Consider the following 19,856-nt stretch of genomic DNA (forward strand, 5'->3'; position numbering starts at 1 on the left):
TGGCGGGCCACCCTGCTGGTCCGCGAAACCGCCTGCCTCACCGCCGAGGACCGACGGCTCGTCGACGAACGCCTCTGCGCCGACCCCGCCACCCTCACCGGCCAGGGCGACAGCGCCGTCGCGGCGATGGCCGCACGGCTGGCCGCCGAACTCGACGCCGCCGCCGTCGCCCGCCGCAAGGCCCGCGCCGCCCAGCAGCGCCGCGTCACCGTCCGCCCCGCCCCGGAGTTCATGGGCCACCTCGGCGCCCTGCTGCCGATGGACCGCGCCGTGTGCCTCTGGGCCACCCTCCGCCGGGACGCCGACACCATTGTCGCCACCGGCGACGCCGACGGCCGCACCCGCGACCAGGTCATGGCGGACCTGCTGGTCGAGCGGACCATCGGTCTCGCCCCCACCATGAGCCCACCGGTGGCGGTGCAGGTGGTCCTCTCCGACGAGACCCTGCTCGGCGGCGGTGAGATCCCCGCCGAGGTCCACGGCTACGGGCCGATCCCCGCCCCCGCGGCACGGGCATGGATCCACGACGCCGTCGACACCGACACCGACACCGACACCGAGGTGACGCTCCGCAAGCTCTACGCCCGCCCCACCGACGGGCAGCTCACCGCCGTCGAATCCGTCGCCCGCTGCTTCCCCACCGGCCTCGCCCGGCTGATCGACCTGCGGGACCGCACCTGCCGCACCCCCTGGTGCGACGCCCCCATCCGCCACCACGACCACATCACCCCCCACGAGGACGGCGGCCCCACCACCGCCGACAACGGCCTCGGCCTCTGCGCCGCCTGCAACCACGCCAAACAAGGCGACGGCTGGACCACCACCAGAACCGAGAACCCCGACGGGACCGACGGGACCGACGTGCACAGCGTCGAGTTCCGCACCCCCACCGGCCACACCTACCGGTCGACCCCACCGCCGCAACCACTTCCGATGCGACACCGGAGAGCGGGGTGACGCGGGCGGTCAGCCCATCAGCGAGGCCGCGACGGTCGCACCCAGTTCCCAGCACGCCTCGAGGTCCTGTGCGGTGGGCTTGTTCGAGATCGCGACGTACTCGGCCGCCTTCGTCCACCCGAGTCCGGTGGTGATGGAGTCGATCGCACGTTCCGCGCCCTCGACTCCCTCGTTGCCGTGCAGGTAGAGCCCGAACGGACGGCCTCGGGTGGAGTCGAGAATCTGGTAGTAGGACCCGTCGAAGGCGTGCTTCAGGGCGCCGGAGATCGAGCCGAGGTTCGCGGGGCTACCCAGCACGTAGCCGTCCGCCGCGAGGAAGTCGCTCGCGGACACCGACAGCGCAGCACGCCGGACCACGTCGACACCCTCGATCTCGGGATCGGTGGCGCCGCGGAGCACGGCCTCGAACATGGCCTGGCAGTGCGGTGACGGGGTGTGGTGCACCACCAGGAGGGTGCTCACGCGCCCTCGGCTCGCTCGAGTTCCACGGCGCGGCGCATGATGTCGCGGGCACGCGACCGGTCACCGGCGTAGTCGTAGGCGCGAGCCAGCCGGTAGTTGGTGAGCCAACTGTCGGGTGCCGCTTCGTATTCCGCTTTGACGCGCGCGAACAGCTCGTCGGCGGCGTCACGCTGGATGCGCCCGGACGGCATCCGGGGAAGGTCGTCGACGTCGAGTTCGCGGCCCTCGTCACGGGCGCGCTGGGCCAGGTGCTGGTGGCGAAAGCCGGCCATCAGCGTGGCGCCGACGATCCAGAGTCCGATCAAGGGCAACAGCAGGACGCCGATGCCGAGCCCGATGCCCACGGGCGTGCCGAGTCGGATCAGCTCGATACCGCGACCACCGAGCAGGACGAAGTACACGCCGAGAACGACGACGAGCACCGCGATGACGGTGACGACGCGCGTGTTCTTGCTCATCGCAGGTCCATGAGCGGCTCGATGCCCAGGGTTAGGCCGGGGCGCGACGCGATGTTCCGGACGCCGAGCAGGACACCCGGGGTGAACGACGTCCGGTCCAGCGAGTCGTGCCGGATCGTGAGGGTTTCGCCCTGCGTTCCGAGCAGTACTTCCTGGTGCGCCACCAAGCCCGCCAGTCGCACGGAGTGCACCCGCACCCCGTCGACGTCGGCGCCGCGCGCTCCGTCGAGTTCGCTGCTGGTGGCGTCCGGGCTCGGCCCGACGCCGGCCGCGGCCCGCGCCTCCGCGATCAGCGCGGCCGTCCGGTACGCGGTGCCGGAGGGAGCGTCGGCCTTGTTCGGGTGGTGCAGTTCGACCACCTCCACGGAGTCGAAGAACCGCGCGGCCTGCTGCGCGAAAGCCATGCACAGGACGGCACCGATGGCGAAGTTCGGGGCGATCAGCACACCGGTGCCGGGGGACGCCTGGAGCCAGCCTCGTACGCGGTCGAGCCGCTCCTCGTCGAATCCGGTGGTGCCGACGACGGCGTGGATGCCTGCGCCGATGAGGTACTCGAGGTTGTCCATGACCACATCGGGGTGGGTGAAGTCGACGACCACCGACGCGCCCTGCTCGGCGAGCGATTCGAGGCGGTCGCCCTTGTCGACCCGGGCGACCAGGGTGGTGTCCGGGGCCGCGTCGACCGCCTCGCACACGGCGGTCCCCACCTTCCCGGCTGCTCCCAGAACTCCGACGGCGATGGTGTCAGCCACGTGGTATCGATCCCTTGCGTTGGTGAACGGTCGACGGTCAGCCTAGTGGCCGTCGGCGGCCGGGAACTCGATGACCTGCCGGATCGCGCGGCCGTCGGCCAGCTCGTCCATGCCCTCGTTGATCCGGTCCAGCGTGATCCGGGACGAGACGAGCTTCTCCACCGGCAAGCGCCCCTCGCGCCACATCCGTTCGTACAGGGGAATATCGCGTTCCGGCACCGCGGACCCGAGGTAGCTGCCCACGATCGTGCGGGCCTCGGCCACCATGGTCAGCGGTGACAGCGACGAACGCGCGTCGGGCGACGGCAGTCCCACCGTCACGGTGGTGCCGCCGGGAGCGGTCGCGGCGAACGCCGTCTCGAACGCGCGGGCGTTGCCCGCGGCCTCGACGACGATGTCGGCGCGAATCCCGGCCTCCGCCAGACGATCCGGGGTGTAGACGGCGGTGGCACCGAGCTCCGTGGCGGTCGTGAGCTTGTCCTCCATCGCATCCACGCCGATGACGTCACCGTGGCCGAGGGAGGCGGCCGTGAGCACGGCGGCCATACCGACTCCGCCCAGTCCGACCACCATGATCGACTTCCCCGGCGCCGGGTCCGCCGCGTTGAGGACGGCCCCGCCGCCGGTGAGCACGGCGCAGCCGAGCACCGCGGCCACGGCGGGTGGGACGTCGTCACCCACCGGCACCACCGACCGACGATCCACGACGGCGTGGGTGGCGAACCCGGAGACGCCCAGATGGTGAGCGACGGTCTTCCCGTCACGACGCAGCCGAACGTCGCCCGCGAGCAGGGTGCCGGCGTTGTTGGCCGCGCTGCCGGGAATGCACGGGGTGCGGCCGTCCGACCGGCACCCGGCGCACTCGCCGCACCGCGGCAGGAAGGTCATGACCACTCGGGTGCCGACGGCCAGGTCGACCCCGTCACCGACGTCCTCGACGATGCCCGCCGCCTCGTGCCCGAGCAGCATCGGCACCGGCCGGACACGGTTGCCGTCGACCACCGAGAGGTCGGAGTGACACAAGCCCGCGGCCTCGATCCGCACGAGGATCTCCCCGGCGCCGGGCGGGTCGAGTTCGAGACTCGAGACGGTCAGCGGACGGGACTCGGCGAACGGCCGGCTGCGGCCGATCTCCTCGAGGACGGCACCGTGGATCTGCATGGCGCCACCGTAATACGTATCCGCGCGGGGTCAGGCGGAACCGGTGGGCGGGGCCGGGACTCGCGGGTTGAGCAGGTGCGCCACCAGTGCCGTCCATCCGGTCTGGTGGCTCGCCCCCAGCCCCTCGCCGGTGTCGCCGTCGAAGAATTCGTTGAACGTCGGGTGTCCCGACCACAGCGGATCGGGCGACGACTCGATGCGATCGCCGTCCGCCGGACGACGCCCGTCGACGGGTCGGAACAGGTCGGTCAGCCCCGTCTCGATCACCGTCGCCGCCTCGGCCAGCGTGTGCGCCTGCCCCGATCCGGTGGGGATCTCGACGGTGAAGCTGTCACCGAAGTAGCGGCCGTACGCGCGCAGCTTGTCCGCGAGGAGCACGTTGACGGGGAACCACACGGGCCCACGCCAGTTCGAGTTGCCGCCGAACATCTCGGTTCGCGACTCCCCCGGTTCGTACTCGATGGACAGTGCCCGCCCGTCGACGTCCATCGACAGCCCGTCGCGATAGGACGCGGACAGCGAGCGAATCCCGTGCGGAGACAGGAACTCCGCGGGGTCGAACATGCGCTCGAGCATGCGTCGCAGCCGCACCGGATCGACCAGGGCGAGCAGCATGCGCCACCGTCCGGACTCGTCCCGTCGACTCATCATCGCGCTGGTCAGCCCCGGCCGACGATGCTGGAGCCACCGCAGGCGCGCCGCGAGGTCCGGGCATTCGCGTCCCACCCAGTCGGGTACCTCGGTCGCGCCCAGGATCGGCAGCAGTCCCACCATCGACCGCACCCGCAACGGGACCGGGTCGCCGTCGGGCGGGGCCAGGACGTCGTAGAAGAACCCGTCCTCCTCGTGCCACAGCGACAGTCGCGCGGAGCCGAAGGACCGCACCGCGTCCGCGATCGAGAGGAAGTGCGCGAAGAACTTGGTCGCGGCGTCGTCCCATGCGGAGTCGTACCTCGCCAGTTCGACGGCGATCTTGAACATCTGTTGGCAGTAGAACGCCATCCAGCTGGTGGCGTCGGACTGCTCGAGCCGGAACCCGGGCGGCAACGGTTCGGATCGGTTGAACAGCCCGATGTTGTCCATGCCCAGGAAGCCGCCCTCGAAGATGTTCGAGCCGTCGGCGTCCTTCCGGTTGACCCACCAGGAGAAGTTCAGCAACAGCTTGGTGAAGACGCGCACCAGGAACTCACGGTCGCGGTGACCGTCGATCCGGTAGACCTGCCACACCGCCCATGCATGGACGGGCGGATTGACGTCCCCGAACGCCCACTCGTAGGCGGGCAGTTGACCGTTGGGGTGCATCGCCCATTCGCGACACATCAACACCAGCTGTTCCTTGGCGAAGTCGGGGTCGACGTGCGCCAGCGGAATGGTGTGGAACGCCAGGTCCCAGGCGGCGAACCACGGGTACTCCCACTCGTCCGGCATGGACACGACGTCGGCGAGCGAGAAGTGCGACCACGCCGCGTTGCGGGCGGTGGGCGTTCGACGCGACTCGGGCGCGGGCGACCCCACCGGGTCACCCTCCGCCCAGTCGGCCACGTCGTAGCGGTAGAGCTGCTTGCACCAGAGCAAACCTGCGTAGGCGCGCCGCGCGACGTGCCGGTCCTCGTCCGAGAGCGCCGGTCCGATCACGTGGTCGTAGAACCGATCCGCCTCCGCACGGCGGTCCGCGCGCACCATCTCGAACGACGGGCCGAACGTCGCGGCGTCGGGAACGGACGTCGACAGGCGGAGGGCGACCCGCCGCGTCTCCCCCGGCGCGACGTCGTCCATCGGGTAGTGGAACGCGCACTTCGTCCCCACACCGTCGGGATTGACCGCATCGGCCTCGCCGCGAACGATCGCCCGGTCGATGCCGTCCTTGGTCCACCGCGACCGATTGCTGTCCGCGCCGAACAGACCCACCGCGTCGGTTTCGTTGTCGCAGAACAGCACTCGTGGCGAGCCTTCCGCCGCGAGGAAGTAACGACCGAGGAACTCGTGGTCCACGCGCACCGCGGCGAGCGCACCGGGGAGGACGTCCTCGGTCGCGTCGACGATGGACGCCGTACGATCGTCGCGGCCCCACGCCCAAGTGTTACGCAACCACACGTGCGGCAGCACGTCGACCGACGCCGCGTCCGGACCGTGGTTGGTCACCGAGATCACGATGCAGACGTCGTCGGGCGAGGCCTTCGCGTACTCGACCACGACGTCGAAGAACCGGTTCTCGTCCAACACCCCGGTGTCGGCGAGTTCGTACTCCCGCTCCATCCTCGTCCGCGCGGCGTTGACGGTGCGCAGCTGCTCGTACGGGTACTCGGCCTGCGGATACCGGTAGAGCCACGACATCCAACTGTGGGTGGGCGTGCCGTCGAGCGCCCACCAGTACTCCTTGGCGTCCTCGCCGTGATTGCCCTCGCCGTTGGTCAGACCGAACAGCCGTTCCTTCAGAATCGGATCCCGCCGATTCCACAGCGCGACAGCGACATTGAGGAACCCGAAGCGATCGCAGATGCCCCCGAGTCCGTCCTCGCCCCATCGATAGGCGCGCGATCGAGCATGGTCGAAGGGAAACGAGTTCCAGGCGTCGCCGTCCGCGGAGTAGTCCTCGCGGACGGTTCCCCACTGGCGACCCGCCAGGTACGGGCCCCACGTGCGCCACGCACCGCGGTCACCGGGCGATTCCGCGAGGCGCGCGTGCTCGGCGGTGGGATGCGTCGACTCCGTGGTCACGGGAGACAGTGTGCCCGGCGTCTCCGCCGGTTGTCAGTGCGCCGGAACCGTGATGTCGGCAACGGCGCGCTCGATCTCCCGCGCCACCGACTCGACGTGCGGTTCCCGCAACAGGTCGGTGTGCGATCCGGGTACGTCGGCGATGCTGATGCGCCCCGTGACCACCCGACTCCACACGCGGTCGTCCTGCTCGTTGCCCGCGGTGCGCAGCACGGTCACCGACCCCGGGTACGTCCGGGGCGTGTGCCCCTTCAGCATCCGGAGGCCCTTGTTGTAGAACAACATCCATTGCGTGATCGGCGCGAAGGTGACGTATCCGGCCACCATCATCTGCAGCCGGATCCGCAGGAGCGCCGGCAGCGAGAGGCGCAGCTTCTCGTACACCGCATCGGGATCGACACCCGCGCTCTCCGGTGCCTCCTCCGCTGCGGCGTCCACGCCGTCGAGCAGGGCGGTGGTCAGACGACTGTCCACCACGACCACCTCGACGACGTCCTTCCCCGCATCGTGCAGCATCGACGCCATCTCGAGTGCGACGATGCCACCCATCGAATGCCCGGCCAGTGCGTACGGTCCGGTGGGGCGGGCGCGACGGATCTGCTCGACGTACCGCCGAGCGGCCGCGCGCACGGTGCGGTCCGGCCGGGCCCTGGATTCGAGCCCGTGTGCCTGCAGTCCGTACACCGGCCGCTCCGGATCGAGCCGACGAACCAACGGGATGAGCGAGACGGCCGGCGCCCCGGCCCCGGTGACCACGAAGAGGGGCACGCCCGTCCCCGTCTCCCGCAACGGCACCAGCACCCCGGTGCGCCGTCGGCTGCGGGACCCGGCGCGGGTGGTCTCGTCGATCAGGTCGGCGATAGCGCGGACGGTCGGCTCGGCCGCGACCCTCGCGGGGTCGAGGTCGACGTGGAAGCGCTCGCGCACCATCGTCGCCATGCGCACGAACGACAGCGAATCGGCGCCCGCGGCCACCAGATCGTCGTCGAGATCCACCGTCACGCCGAGTGCCGTCCCGACCAACTCGGACGTGGCCACCACGGTCAGGGAGGACGACGTGCGGGTCCGTGCGGACGGCGTCGTCACCTTAGGGGCGGGCAGCGCGGCACGGTCGACCTTTCCGCGCGTGGTGCGCGGAATGCGCTCCAAGGGCACGACGAACCGCGGAATCATCCACTGCGGCAGTCGGTCTCCCGCGGACGCGCGAACGGCCCGCACGACCCGCTGCACGTCGTGGCCGCGAACGCACGCGACGTAGGCCACGAGCTCGGTACGGTCGTCCACCTCGGTGGAGGTCACGGCGACGTCGGCGACGCCCTCGACGCCGGCCACGGCGGCCGCCACCTCACCCGGCTCCACGAGGTAGCCGCGAATCTTCACTGCGTCGTCGAGGCGGCCGAGCAGATGCAACAGTCCCTCGTCGTCCACACGGCCTCGATCGCCCGTGCGGAAGAAAGGGACACCCTCGGCGTCGACACCGAACCGGTCCGACTCCCGGCCGAGGTAACCGACTGCGGGTCTCCCGCCCCGCACGATCACCTCGCCCGCGGATCCGGGAGCGACGGCGCGACCGTCCTCGCCCACGACGTCGAGACGGCGGCCCGGAACCGCGCGACCCGCGCGGACGCGTCCCTCGGGAACGTCGTCGGTCGGCGAGACGCGGGACCAGGCGACCACACCGCATTCCGTCACGGCGTACCAGTTCACGATGTCCGCTCGCGGCGCGAGAGCATCGCGGCATCGGACAACGTCGACGCCGAGCAGCGGCTCGCCGTAGGTCACCACGGCCCGCACGGTCTCGACGACCGGCCGTGGTCCGTCGGGCGCGGACAGCGATCGCACCAGGGCGACCGAGGCGTGCATCGTGGTGGCGCCGACGGCGCGGAGCCAGTCCCCGAGCGCCGCCGGGTCGGACACGCGCGGATCCCACAACGCCACCGTCGACCCGGACAGCAGCCCGGCGAGCAGGGCGGTCGTGCCTGCACCGAAGGACACGGGCAGCAGGCAACCGACGACGTCGGACGGCGTCAGACCGACGGCTGTGCGGAGATCGTCCGCCTTCCCCGCCACTCCCCCGTGGTCGAGCACCACGCCTTTCGGGTCACCGGTCGATCCGGACGTGAAGCACACCATGGCGGTCCGTCCCCGATCGACGCGGGTGACCGGCGGCGAGAGGACCTCGACCGCGGTACCCGACAGGGGACGGTCCGCGACAACAGCGCCGGCGGACGCGAGCACGGCGGCGCGCTTCTGTCGGGGAAGACGGTCGTCGACCAGGACGAGAGGATGCCCCGACGCCAGAACTGCGCACGCCGCGATCACGGTCTCGACCGACGAGTCCGCGATCACCGCGATCGGCACAGCGGTCGGACCACCCACACCGTGTGCGCTGCACAACGCCGCCGCGCCACGCCGGGCGGCGGCGACGAGTTCGCCGTAGGTGATCGACCGGGTCGACGTCGTGACGGCACGAGCGGCCGGATCGCGGCGGGCCACCCGCGCGAGGCGGGCGAACACCGATGGGTCCGTCTCCGCCGTGTCCGACACCCGCGAACCGGGCACTCTCGTGTCCGGCGTCGCCGCGGACCCGCTTCCGCCGCGGGCAACGTGAGCGCCGTCGAGACTCATGAGAACCACCGATCATCTGTCGATTCGACTCGAATGACCGGTTTATCGTACCGAAAGATTGTTTGTTACGTACTCGTTCGATCAGCGGCTTGTTTCAGGGCGCGAAACCAGCCGAGCCTTCGACGCGCAAATGGCCGTCAGCGGCATCTCACCGCGACTCGCGCCACCCGATCACCGTGGCGCCGGCGGCGAGTCCGGCGAACAGGGACACCAGTCCGGTGAGGGTGGCGGTCGACGCGGGCAGATCGAAGGCCGCGCCCGGTTGCAATGCGGCGCGCCGGGCGAGGTCGACGGCGGCCACGTGTATCTCCTCGTGCGTCCGCGCGCGGCCGGATCCGGCCGCGCCGACGACGGCGGCCGCACGCCACCAATCCAGCGGCGTCGGGGCCCCACCGCCGTCCTCGTCCGGCCCCCAGTGCACCTCGTCCCACCACATCGCGTGCGTGGCGACTCCGGAGTCCTCGTCCACCGACGTGGGGCCGAGCGGTACGGCGCCGTGCGAGGCCGCGACGGCGGCCCGCCCGGCCTGCGGCCAGGAGTCGTCGAGAATCAGCGCGACGTGGCCCGCGGACAGGACGGCGAGCAGATCGGCGAGAGCATCGACCGACGGATGGGCCGTGACGCACAGCGGCACGGACGGCGACGCGCCGTGTCGGCGTCGCACCTCGGCGGCGCGGCGGCGGACGAGGGCGAACAGTTCGCCGTAGGTGACGGCGTCGTCACCGTGGACGTAGGCGGTGGCGGACGCGTACCGACGCGCCGATGCGTGCAGCGACACCGTGGACGCGCCGACGCGCCGATGGACGGCCGCGCGGGTGGCGCCGTTCGTCGTGATGGACATGTGGTGGTCACTCTCGTCGTCCCGCGAACCGTCTCGAGGACGGTTCCGTGGTCGGCGAGTGTACTCACGGTTTGTTTCGATCGTCCAGGCTGCTGCGGAACCACTCCGCGCGCGGGGCGCCCGTGTGGGTCCACACGTGCTTGAGTTGCTGGTATTCGTGCAGACCGGACGGACCGAGTTCGCGGCCGTGCCCGGACCGGCCGAACCCGCCCCATTCCGCGGCCGGGGTGTACGGGCCGTAGTCGTTCACCCACACCGTGCCGTGCCGGAGTCCCCGCGCCAGGCGGTCGGCACGCGCGGGGTCCGCCGTCGCCACCCCGGCGGCGAGGCCGTAGCGGGTGTCGTTCGCCAGACGGAGCGCCTCGGCTTCGGTGGTGAACCGCTCCACCGTGAGAATCGGGCCGAACGTCTCCTCACGAACCACCGTCATCGTGCGATCGCACCCGTCGAGCACGGTCGGCGAGAAGAACGCACCGTCGCGCAGACTCTCGTCGCCGGGTGCGGCGCCGCCGCACCGCAGCACGGCGCCCTCGGTGATCGCCCCCTCCACGTACCGCTGCACCTTCTCGCGATGGGCCCGCGAGACCAGCGGGCCGGCCTCGCTCGAGGCGTCGAGTCCGGGCCCGAGCACGATGCGCCGCGCACGCCGGACCACCTCGTCCACCACACGCTCGGCCACCGTCTCCTCGACGATCAGCCGGGTGCCCGCGGAACAGACCTGACCGGAATGCAGGAAGGCCCCGGTGAGCACGCGGTCGACGGTGGCGTCGATCCGGTCGGGGGTGACCGCGTCGGCGAAGACCACGTGCGGGTTCTTGCCGCCGAGCTCGAGCGCCACCCTGGTCAGCAGCGGCGCCGTCGCCGTGAGAACGGCCGTGCCGGTCGCGGCCCCGCCGGTGAAACTCACCAGATCGACGTCCGGGTCCGTGGTCAGCGCGGTCCCGACGTCGGCGCCGGGTCCGTGTACCAGGTTCACGACGCCGTCGGGCACCCCCGCCTCCACCAGCGCCCGAACGAACAGCACGGTCGACAGCGGGGTGACCTCGCTGGGCTTGAGCACCACCGTGCACCCTGCGGCCAGCGCCGGCGCCACCTTCCAGGACATCTGCAGAAGGGGGTAGTTCCACGGAGCGATGGCCACGCAGACCCCGGCCGGTTCGCGGACCACCCGCGACAGCACGGCGGCATCGCCGACGTCGACCACCCGGTCCGAGGGCCGCTCCGCCAGGTCCGCGTAGTAGCGGAGCACCGACACCACGTCGTCGACGTCGACACGACTCTCGGCGAGGGTCTTCCCGGTGTCGAGCGTCTCCACCTCCGCAATGACCTCGCGGTCGCGCTGCAGCACGTCCGCGGTGCGGCGGAGCACCGAGCAGCGGCGAGCCTGCGCCGAGACCGCGGACCACTCGCCCGCGTCGAACGCCGTGCGCGCGGCACGGACCGCCGATCGGGCGTCCTCGACAGACGCGTCGTCGAGCTCGACCAAGGTGCGTCCGGAAGCCGGATCGACCACCGGACGAGCGCGGCCGGAGCTGCCGGAGAGCCACGTTCCGTCGACGAGGAGGGGCCGCGCGAACACAGCCAGGTCCAGGCGCCCGGCGGCGGCCTCGTGCGGGGTCGGGTCGATCACGCAGACCACTGTCGCAGCCCGACGACCCGGCGGCGAAATCGGGGACAGTCCCCGTTTCATCCGCTGTGACAAACCGACGGTGCGTTGACTGTGAGTGTTCGGAACAACCCCGCGGGTGCTCGTGGCAGTGACGACGGCTCGGTACCTTCGCGGGCATGACCGCCGAAACCCTGGCCGACGCACCCGCTCCGGAGGAGTACGACCCCGCGCAGCACGCGATGGACATGGTCGGCTACCACTACCGCGCGGACGACCACTACGAGGTCGGCCGCGAGAAGGTGCGCGAGTACGCGAAGGCCGTCCGGGACTTCCACCCCGTGCACTGGACGGAGGACGGTGCCGCCGAGCGCGGCTACGACGCCCTCATGGCCCCGCCCACCTTCTTCTCCCTGGTCGGGATCCTCGCGCAGCAGAAGCTGCTCGGCCGCATCGCCGCGGGGTACGACCTCACGCGCATGCTGCAGACGGACCAGTACGTGGAGTACTACGGCCCCGTCCTCGCCGGCGACCGCCTGACCTGCGACGTCTCGCTCGACTCGTTCCGCAAGGTCGCCGGGCGTGGCTCCATGGTGACCAAGACGGTCCTGACGAACCAGCGGAACGAACTCGCCCAGATCACCTACACCACGTTGCTCATCGACCGCCCGTCCGACGACGACCGGAGGATCGAGGACGCCGCGCGCGGGATGGTCATGGCCGGAATGTTCGGCCCAGACGCGGCGTCCGCCGACACCGAGACCAATCCGGACGGCGACGACCTCGAGGCGTCCTACGACCCGCCCGTCCGGGTGCCCTTCCGGGGTGCACCCACCCGTCGCTTCGAGGACGTCACCGTCGGCGAGGCCCTGCCGCAGCGTGTCGTCTCGCTCACCCGCGGCGACCTGATCAACTACGCCGGCGTGGTCGGCGACAACAACCCCGTGCACTGGAGCGATTCCTTCGCCGCCATGCTGGGCCTCGAGACCGTGGTGGCCCACGGCATGCTGACGATGGGCCTCGGCACGGGCTTCGTCTCGCAGTGGGTGGGCGACCCGGGTGCGCTCAAGGACAGCACCGTCCGCTTCACCAGCCCGGTGCTGGTGCCGCCGGTGGGCCACACCGAGGTGACCATCGACGGCGTGGTGAAGTCGCTCGATCCCGAGACCCGCACCGCCGTCGTGTCCATCGACGCGCGCTGCGCGGGCAAGCGCATCCTGGGCCACAAGGCCACCGCGACGGTGCATCTGGCCTGACGGCCGATCACCGCCGGCGTACTGCTCCCCGCACCGTCGCAGGGAGTTCCGACACACGGTCGTAGGGCCCGACGACGGCGGCCGCCATCGGCCGCCGGAGCAGGTCGGACGCGACGGCCCGTACGTCGTCCAGCGTGACCTCGTCGATACGCCGCAGCGTCTCCTCGACGGACCGGTGGTTGCCGTAGTTGAGTTCGCTGCGGCCGATCCGGTTCATCCGGGATCCCGAATCCTCCAGTCCGAGAACGAGACTCCCCCGCATCGATCCCTTCGCCCGCGCGCATTCCGCATCGGTGACGCCGTGGGCGGCGACGTCGGCGAGGACGTGCCGCACGGTCTCCGCCACCTCGGCGAGGTTCTCGGGCTGGCAACCGGCGTAGACCGAGAAGGCACCGGTGTCGGCGAACGTGTCCACCGACGAATACACGGAATACGCGAGTCCACGTTCCTCGCGAATGCTCTGGAACAGTCGAGAACTCAAGCCGCCGCCGATCGCGGTGTTGAGCACCGACAGGGCCCAGCGGTGGCCTTCGTACCGACCGTAAGCCTGCATGCCCAGGCACAGATGCGCCTGCTCGCTGTCGCGGGTGGTGAGGCTGAGGGTGGGGGTCGCGACCACCGGGCGACGAGCGTCCCGGCGGGGTGCCGGGTCGACGGGCACGTCGAGCCGCTCGCCGAACGCGCGGCGGACACCGGACACGACGTCCTCGTGGTCGACGTTGCCGGCCACGGCCACGACCATGCGGTCCGGGGTATAGCGCCGACTGTGGAACGAATGCAGCTGACGGCGGGTCATCGCCTCGATGGACTCTGTCGACCCGATCACCGGCCGACCGACCGGATGATCGCCGAACAGCGCCGTCAGGAACGCGTCACCGAGCAGATCCTCGGGGTCGTCGTCGCGCATCGCGATCTCCTCGAGCACCACCTGGCGCTCGACGTCGACGTCCGACGATCGGCACAGTCCCCGAAGCACCACGTCCGCGACGAGCTCGAGACCGAGGTGCAGATCCTCGTCGAGCACGTGCGCGTAGAAACAGGTGTTCTCCTTCGAGGTGAACGCGTTGAGTTCCCCACCCACGCCGTCCATCACCTGCGCGATGTCCAGCGCGGTGCGAGTGGGGGTGGCCTTGAACAGCAGATGCTCGAGGAAGTGGGCCGCACCGGCAACGGTGCGCCCCTCGTCGCGCGATCCCACCGCGACCCAGACACCGACCGACGCGGAGCGCACCCCGGGAACGAACTCGGTGACCACGCGGACACCGCCGGGCAGGACGGTGCGCTGGACGCCGAGCGTGGTGGAGACCGCAGAGCGGCGGCGCGGCCCGGAACCCGAGAGTTCCGTCGGCCGCGCCGCCGCGTTCGCGTACTTCTTACTCAGCGCCGACCTCGGTGGCCGACTCGGCCGAGTCGGCGGCCGGAGCAGCCGCAGCCGCTTCGTCCTCGACCGGCACCAGGCTGATCTTGCCGCGGTTGTCGATGTCGGCGATCTCCACGCGAAGCTTGGAGCCGACGTTCACGACGTCCTCGACCTTGTTGATGCGCTTGCCGCCGCCCAGCTTCGAGATGTGCACCAGGCCGTCGCGACCCGGCAGCAGCGAGACGAAGGCACCGAACGCCGTCGTCTTCACCACGGTGCCGAGGAAGCGCTCGCCGACCTTGGGCAGCTGCGGGTTCGCGATCGCGTTGATGCGATCGATCGCCGCCTGCGCGGACGGGCCGTCCGCAGCACCGACATAGACCGTGCCGTCGTCCTCGATGGAGATATTGGCGCCGGTCTCCTCGGTGATCGAGTTGATCATCTTGCCCTTGGGCCCGATGACCTCGCCGATCTTGTCGACGGGGACCTTGATCGCCGTCACGCGCGGGGCGTAGGGGCTCATCTCGTCCGGGCCGTCGATGGCCTCGGCCATGACGTCGAGGATGGTCACGCGGGCGTCCTTGGCCTGCGACAGCGCGCCGGCGAGAACCTGCGAGGGGATGCCGTCGAGCTTGGTGTCGAGCTGCAGAGCCGTGACGAACTCGCGGGTGCCGGCGACCTTGAAGTCCATGTCGCCGAACGCGTCCTCGGCACCGAGGATGTCGGTGAGGGCGACGTAGCGGGTCTCCCCGTCGACCTCGTCGGAGACGAGACCCATGGCGATGCCGGCGACCGGAGCCTTCAGCGGCACACCAGCGTTCAGCATGCCCAGCGTCGAGGCGCACACCGATCCCATGGAGGTCGAACCGTTGGAGCTCAGCGCCTCCGAGACCTGACGGATGGCGTAGGGGAACTCCTCCTGGCTCGGCAGCACGGGCAGCAGCGCGCGCTCGGCCAGCGCACCGTGGCCGATCTCGCGACGCTTCGGCGAGCCGACGCGACCGGTCTCACCGGTGGAGTACGGCGGGAAGTTGTAGTGGTGCATGTACCGCTTGCTGGTCTCGGGGCCCAGCGAATCGATCTGCTGCGCCATCTTGACCATGTCGAGCGTGGTCACACCCAGGATCTGGGTCTCGCCACGCTCGAACAGCGCGGAGCCGTGGGCACGCGGCACCACGGCCACCTCGGCAGAGAGATCGCGGATGTCGGTGATGCCGCGGCCGTCGATGCGGAACTGGTCACGCAGGATGCGCTGACGCACCGAACGCTTGGTCAGCGAGCGGAACGCCGCGCCGATCTCCTTCTCGCGCCCGGCGAAGCGGTCGCCGACGATGGTGAGAACCTGGTCCTTGACCTCGTCCAGCTTGGCCTCGCGCTCCGCCTTGCCGGCGATGGTGAGGGCCTCGGTCAGCGGGATCTGCGCCGCACCCTCGACCGCCTCGAAGACGTCCGACTGGTACGGGGGGAACAGCGGGAAATCGCCGGTCGGCTTCGCTGCGGCCTCGGCCAGCTGCTTCTGCGCCTCGCACAGCGACGCGATGAACGGCTTGGCCGCCTCGAGCCCCTCGGCGACGATCGCCTCGGTGGGAGCCTGCGCGCCGCCGTCGATCAGCGAGAGCACGTTCTCCGTCGCCTCGGCCTCGACCATCATGATTGCGACATCGGCGTCCGCACCCGAGCCGGAGACGATGCGGCCGGCGACGACCATGTTGAACACGGCCTGCTCGAGCTGCTCGTTGGTGGGGAACGCCACCCACTGCTTGTCGATCAGCGCCACGCGGACACCGCCGACGGGGCCGGTGAACGGCAGGCCGGCGAGTTGCGTGGAGGCCGACGCGGCGTTGATGGCAACGACGTCGTACAGATCCTTGGGATCGAGGCTCATCACGGTGATGACGACCTGGATCTCGTTGCGGAGCCCGTCGACGAACGTCGGGCGCAGCGGCCGGTCGATCAGGCGGCAGGTCAGGATCGCATCCGTGCTGGGACGTCCCTCACGACGGAAGAACGAGCCGGGGATGCGGCCCGCGGCGTACATGCGCTCCTCGACGTCCACCGTCAGGGGGAAGAAGTCGAAGTGGTCCTTGGGGTGCTTCGACGCGCTGGTGGCCGAGAGCAGCATGGTCTCGTCGTCGAGGTACGCGACGACCGAGCCCGCGGACTGCTTGGCCAGGCGGCCGGTCTCGAAGCGGATGGTGCGGGTGCCGAACGACCCGTTGTCGATGACGGCGGTGCTCTCGAAGACGCCCTCGTCGACCTCGGTCGCGGCGTCGGTGGTGGTGGAATCGGTCATGTCTGTCTTCATCGTCCTCTCGTCTTCGCCGTGCCCACCCGGGCGCGCCGGCGAACCCTCTGGTTCACCTGCGGCGTCGTCCGGTCGGCGTATCCGAGGCGGCCCACGATCGAAGCTCGTCGGCATGCGACATCCGACGAACCACTACCGAAGACCGACCCGACCGTCCGACCGGACGGCACACGGCTGCTTCTTCTCGCCCGCGTTCGGGCGACAAGTGAAAACCCTACCGTTCCGGCGGCGAACGACCGAACGGCCGACGAGGATCAGCCCACGGGGCTGCCTCGCCGGCTCGTTCGCGACGTACGACGGGGAACTTATCGACGCAGGCCCAGACGCTCGATGAGCGAGCGGTAGCGCGCGACGTCGACCTTCTGCACGTACTTCAGCAGGCGACGACGACGTCCCACGAGCAGCAGAAGGCCGCGGCGGGAGTGGTGGTCGTGCTTGTGCTGCTTGAGATGCTCGGTGAGGTCCGTGATGCGCTTGGTGAGCATCGCCACCTGCGCCTCCGGCGAACCGGTGTCGGTCTCGTGGAGGCCGTACTCGCCGAGAATCTGCTTCTTCTGTTCGGTGGTCAACGCCACTGGGGTCACTCCTGGAAATACCGTCCGCGCGTGAATGGGGCCGCGCGGCACGCCGCGCGGTGTTGCCGCCGCCGCGAACCGCAGCAGACAACGATCGACCAGATTACCAGGCCGCTACCCGGCGGCGAGAACCTCACGTGTTCGCACGACGTCGCGATCCATCTGGGCGACCAGCTCGTCCACGGACGCGAACGTCTCCATACCGCGCACCCGCTCGACGAAATCGACGGCCACGTGCTGCCCGTAGAGATCGGCGTCGCCGTCGAGCACGAACGCCTCCACCGTGCGGGTACGCCCCGAGAACGTGGGATTGGTGCCGACGGAGATCGCGGCCCGGCACCGCTCCCCCGGCGTCACCGTGCCCGTCACCGGCCCGGCCCCCAGCACGGTGAACCAGCCCGCGTAGACGCCGTCCGCCGGGATGGCCGCGTGCATGGGGGGTTTGACGTTGGCGGTGGGATAGCCGATGGTGCGTCCCCGCCCGTCCCCGTGCACGACGACGCCCTCGACGCGGTGCGGTCGGCCGAGCGCGGCCGCGGCCGCGGCGACGTCACCGGCATCGACGCACGAGCGAATGTAGGTGGAGGAGAACGTGACCGCGTCCTCCGCGAGTAGGCTCAGACCCTCGACCCCGAAGCCGAACTTGCGGCTGGCCTCGCGGAGCAGGTCGACGGTGCCGAGCGCTTTCTTGCCGAACGTGAAGTTCTCCCCCACCACCACGTCGACGACGTGCAGGCGGCCGACCAGGATGTCGTGGATGTAACTGTCCGGCGTGACCTTCATGAACTCGCGCGTGAAGGGCATGACGCAGAAGACGTCGATGCCGAGCTCCTCGGCCAGTTCGGCGCGCCGGGTGAGCGTGGTGAGTTGAGCGGGGTGGCTGCCGGGGCGCACCACCTCCATCGGGTGCGGATCGAACGTCATGAGCACGGCCGGCACCCCGCGCTTCGCCGCGAGCTCGACGGCGAGGCCGATCAGTTGTGCGTGACCACGGTGCACTCCGTCGAACACGCCGATGGTGAGAACACAGCGACCCCAGTCGGCCGGTACGTCTTCCAGACCACGCCATCTCTCCACAGCCGCCAAGCCTACGGCCCCGCGTGTGAGCGCGTCCCGGTGTGGCCCCGGCGCTAAGCTGTCTCGCGTGTCCGCCCCCGCCCTGTCCACGGTCGCGCAGGACTATCTCAAGACCATCTGGACCGCCGGCGAGTACTCCGAGGAACCGGTCAGCACCAAGCTGCTTGCGACGCGTCTGAACGTCTCGCCGTCCACGGTCTCCGAGGCGGTGCGCAAACTCGCCGATCAGGGTCTGGTCGACCACGCCCGGTACGGCGCGATCACGCTCACCGAGGACGGCCGCCGCGCCGCCGTCGCCATGGTGCGTCGGCATCGCCTCATCGAGACGTGGCTGGTCGACGAGATGGGCTACGGCTGGGACGAGGTCCACGACGAGGCGGAGGTGCTCGAACACGCCGTCTCGGACCTGTTGGTGGACCGCATCGACGCGAAACTCGGTCACCCGTCCCGCGATCCCCACGGCGATCCGATTCCCACCGTGGACGGCACCATTCCGGCCCCGCCCGCGGTCCCGCTCGCCGAGTTCGCCGCGGGTCGGGCGGGTCACGTCGCGCGCATCTCCGACTCCGACCCCGACATGTTGCGGTACTTCGAGAGCATCGGCATCGCCCTGGACCTGGTGATCACGATGGTCGAGCGTCGGGACTACGCCGGCACGGTGTCGGTCGCGCTCGGCGACGACGACACCACCGTCGAGCTGGGCACCGTGGCCGCGGAGGCGATCTGGATGACCGCCGACCTCGACCGCGGCTGAGCGCAGTTGCCGGACCGCGGTTGCCTAACCGCCGAGAGTCGCCGGGCGGACCACCATCACGGAGCCCGCGCGCTTGCCGCGCTCCTGCACCAGGGCCACCGTGCGCCCGTCCGGCCCCACCGCCGCGTAGACACCGGCCATCCCCACGGGGTCGAGCCACCGTCCCTGGCTGAGCGACTCCGCCTCCGCCGCCGAGATGTCGCGGCGCGGGAAGGCCGTCGCCACCGCGGCGTCGATGTCGAGACTCACGTGCGGATCCGCGCGCACCTCGTCCAGAGTGCGCGCGTGCTCGAGCGTGAACGGACCGACGCGGGTGCGCCGCAGGGCCGTCAGATGGCCGCCGACACCGAGCGCGGCACCGAGGTCACGGGCGAGGGCCCGCACGTACGTTCCCGACGAGCACTCCACGTGCACGTCGAGATCGATCGCCTCGTCGGACCGTCGACGTCGCAGGATCTCGAACCGCGAGACCGTGACGGGCCGAGCCGGGATGACGACGGTCTCGCCCTCCCGGACCAGCGCGTGCGCCCGACGCCCGTCGATCTTGATGGCACTGACGCTCGACGGCACCTGCTCGATGTCGCCGGTCAGCGCCGCCACGGCGTCGTCGACGGCGTCGTCGCGGACGGTGGCGACGTCACCGCGTGAGACGACGTCGCCCTCGGCGTCGTCCGTCGTGGTGGCGCTGCCGAGACGGATCGTCGCCGTGTACTCCTTCGTGGTGAGCGAGAGCAGGCCCAGGATCTTGGTCGCGCGCTCCACTCCGAGCACCAGCACCCCCGTCGCCATGGGATCGAGGGTCCCTGCATGACCGACTCGGCGGGTGCGCAACGCCTTGCGGCAGGCCGACACCACGTCGTGGCTGGTGACACCACCGGCCTTGTCGACGACGAGCAGGCCGGCACCGTCGAGTCCGGAGGGCGGTGGAGTGTGGTCGGGCACGAGC

Annotated in this window: 16 protein-coding genes; 3 read left to right on the forward strand and 13 right to left on the reverse strand. The window is 70.5% G+C overall.

Translation table 11 applies throughout. The features are described from left to right. Positions 1-957, forward strand: a 957-nt coding sequence (locus BMZ18_RS19790) for an HNH endonuclease (RefSeq protein ID WP_074922301.1), incomplete at its 5' end; no start/stop codon positions are given. A 9-nt stretch (positions 958-966) separates the two neighbouring features. Here BMZ18_RS19790 and BMZ18_RS15960 read toward each other — a convergent pair. The 8 genes from BMZ18_RS15960 to BMZ18_RS15995 form a co-directional block, all read right to left on the reverse strand. Next, positions 967-1,419: a flavodoxin family protein gene (locus BMZ18_RS15960; RefSeq protein ID WP_068364631.1), complete on the reverse strand. Its 453-nt coding sequence runs from the start codon at positions 1,417-1,419 to the stop codon at positions 967-969. Further along, a complete protein-coding gene (locus BMZ18_RS15965) occupies positions 1,416-1,877 on the reverse strand; it encodes a hypothetical protein (RefSeq protein ID WP_068364629.1) in 462 nt (153 codons plus the stop codon). The genes BMZ18_RS15960 and BMZ18_RS15965 overlap by 4 nt, the downstream gene beginning before the upstream one ends. After that, entirely contained in the window at positions 1,874-2,629 is a 756-nt protein-coding gene (dapB, locus tag BMZ18_RS15970; protein ID WP_068364626.1) for a 4-hydroxy-tetrahydrodipicolinate reductase, read from the reverse strand. The genes BMZ18_RS15965 and dapB overlap by 4 nt, the downstream gene beginning before the upstream one ends. A gap of 42 nt (positions 2,630-2,671) precedes the next feature. Beyond that, on the reverse strand, positions 2,672-3,790 hold the full coding sequence (locus BMZ18_RS15975; RefSeq protein WP_068364623.1) for an alcohol dehydrogenase catalytic domain-containing protein: 1,119 nt from the start codon (positions 3,788-3,790) through the stop codon (positions 2,672-2,674). A gap of 30 nt (positions 3,791-3,820) precedes the next feature. Continuing rightward, a complete protein-coding gene (locus BMZ18_RS15980) occupies positions 3,821-6,508 on the reverse strand; it encodes an MGH1-like glycoside hydrolase domain-containing protein (RefSeq protein ID WP_068100747.1) in 2,688 nt (895 codons plus the stop codon). A 33-nt stretch (positions 6,509-6,541) separates the two neighbouring features. Next, entirely contained in the window at positions 6,542-9,025 is a 2,484-nt protein-coding gene (locus tag BMZ18_RS15985) for an AMP-binding protein (RefSeq protein ID WP_169817738.1), read from the reverse strand. A 259-nt stretch (positions 9,026-9,284) separates the two neighbouring features. Next, on the reverse strand, positions 9,285-9,977 hold the full coding sequence (locus BMZ18_RS15990; protein WP_068364617.1) for an AMP-binding protein: 693 nt from the start codon (positions 9,975-9,977) through the stop codon (positions 9,285-9,287). A gap of 64 nt (positions 9,978-10,041) precedes the next feature. After that, positions 10,042-11,568 carry an aldehyde dehydrogenase family protein gene (locus BMZ18_RS15995; protein ID WP_068364677.1) on the reverse strand — a complete coding sequence of 509 codons (1,527 nt, stop codon included), beginning with the start codon at positions 11,566-11,568 and terminating at the stop codon, positions 10,042-10,044. Positions 11,569-11,762: 194 nt separating this feature from the next. Here BMZ18_RS15995 and BMZ18_RS16000 point away from each other — a divergent pair, with 194 nt between their 5' ends. Then, complete coding sequence (locus BMZ18_RS16000) at positions 11,763-12,839, forward strand: fused (3R)-hydroxyacyl-ACP dehydratase subunits HadA/HadB (protein ID WP_068364614.1); 1,077 nt, start codon at positions 11,763-11,765, stop codon at positions 12,837-12,839. 7 nt (positions 12,840-12,846) lie between these two features. On the opposite strand, the gene BMZ18_RS16005 is transcribed toward BMZ18_RS16000, so the two are convergent. From BMZ18_RS16005 to BMZ18_RS16020, 4 genes are all read right to left on the reverse strand, one after another. Beyond that, the gene (locus BMZ18_RS16005) at positions 12,847-14,112 is read right to left on the reverse strand and encodes a M16 family metallopeptidase (protein ID WP_244516573.1); all 1,266 of its coding nucleotides are present in this window, start codon (positions 14,110-14,112) and stop codon (positions 12,847-12,849) included. Positions 14,113-14,212: 100 nt separating this feature from the next. Continuing rightward, a complete protein-coding gene (locus BMZ18_RS16010; RefSeq protein WP_068100739.1) occupies positions 14,213-16,492 on the reverse strand; it encodes a polyribonucleotide nucleotidyltransferase in 2,280 nt (759 codons plus the stop codon). Positions 16,493-16,809: 317 nt separating this feature from the next. Then, entirely contained in the window at positions 16,810-17,079 is a 270-nt protein-coding gene (rpsO, locus tag BMZ18_RS16015; RefSeq protein ID WP_068100737.1) for a 30S ribosomal protein S15, read from the reverse strand. A gap of 114 nt (positions 17,080-17,193) precedes the next feature. After that, entirely contained in the window at positions 17,194-18,156 is a 963-nt protein-coding gene (locus BMZ18_RS16020; protein ID WP_074922304.1) for a bifunctional riboflavin kinase/FAD synthetase, read from the reverse strand. On the opposite strand from BMZ18_RS16020, the gene BMZ18_RS16025 reads away from it, so the two are divergent. Next, positions 18,095-18,910 (forward strand): metal-dependent transcriptional regulator, encoded by an 816-nt coding sequence (locus tag BMZ18_RS16025; RefSeq protein WP_082895115.1) that lies wholly within the window; start codon positions 18,095-18,097, stop codon positions 18,908-18,910. The two genes, BMZ18_RS16020 and BMZ18_RS16025, sit on opposite strands and share 62 nt — an antisense overlap. A 24-nt stretch (positions 18,911-18,934) precedes the next feature. Here the strand turns inward: BMZ18_RS16025 and truB are convergent, their stop codons facing one another. After that, positions 18,935-19,852: a tRNA pseudouridine(55) synthase TruB gene (truB, locus tag BMZ18_RS16030; RefSeq protein WP_068364605.1), complete on the reverse strand. Its 918-nt coding sequence runs from the start codon at positions 19,850-19,852 to the stop codon at positions 18,935-18,937. Positions 19,853-19,856: the final 4 nt, after the last annotated feature.

It is taken from the genome of Rhodococcoides kroppenstedtii (assembly GCF_900111805.1).
Lineage (GTDB): Bacteria > Actinomycetota > Actinomycetes > Mycobacteriales > Mycobacteriaceae > Rhodococcoides > Rhodococcoides kroppenstedtii.

What these genes read in the sequence shown, in the direction of transcription:
- BMZ18_RS15965 (WP_068364629.1), bottom strand. Translation starts at nt 1,877, where the DNA reads ATGAGCAAGAACACGCGCGTCGTCACCGTCATCGCGGTGCTCGTCGTC.
- BMZ18_RS15975 (WP_068364623.1), bottom strand. Translation starts at nt 3,790, where the DNA reads ATGCAGATCCACGGTGCCGTCCTCGAGGAGATCGGCCGCAGCCGGCCG.
- BMZ18_RS15990 (WP_068364617.1), bottom strand. Translation starts at nt 9,977, where the DNA reads ATGTCCATCACGACGAACGGCGCCACCCGCGCGGCCGTCCATCGGCGC.
- BMZ18_RS16000 (WP_068364614.1), top strand. Translation starts at nt 11,763, where the DNA reads ATGACCGCCGAAACCCTGGCCGACGCACCCGCTCCGGAGGAGTACGAC.
- BMZ18_RS16010 (WP_068100739.1), bottom strand. Translation starts at nt 16,492, where the DNA reads ATGACCGATTCCACCACCACCGACGCCGCGACCGAGGTCGACGAGGGC.
- BMZ18_RS16025 (WP_082895115.1), top strand. Translation starts at nt 18,095, where the DNA reads ATGGTGAGAACACAGCGACCCCAGTCGGCCGGTACGTCTTCCAGACCA.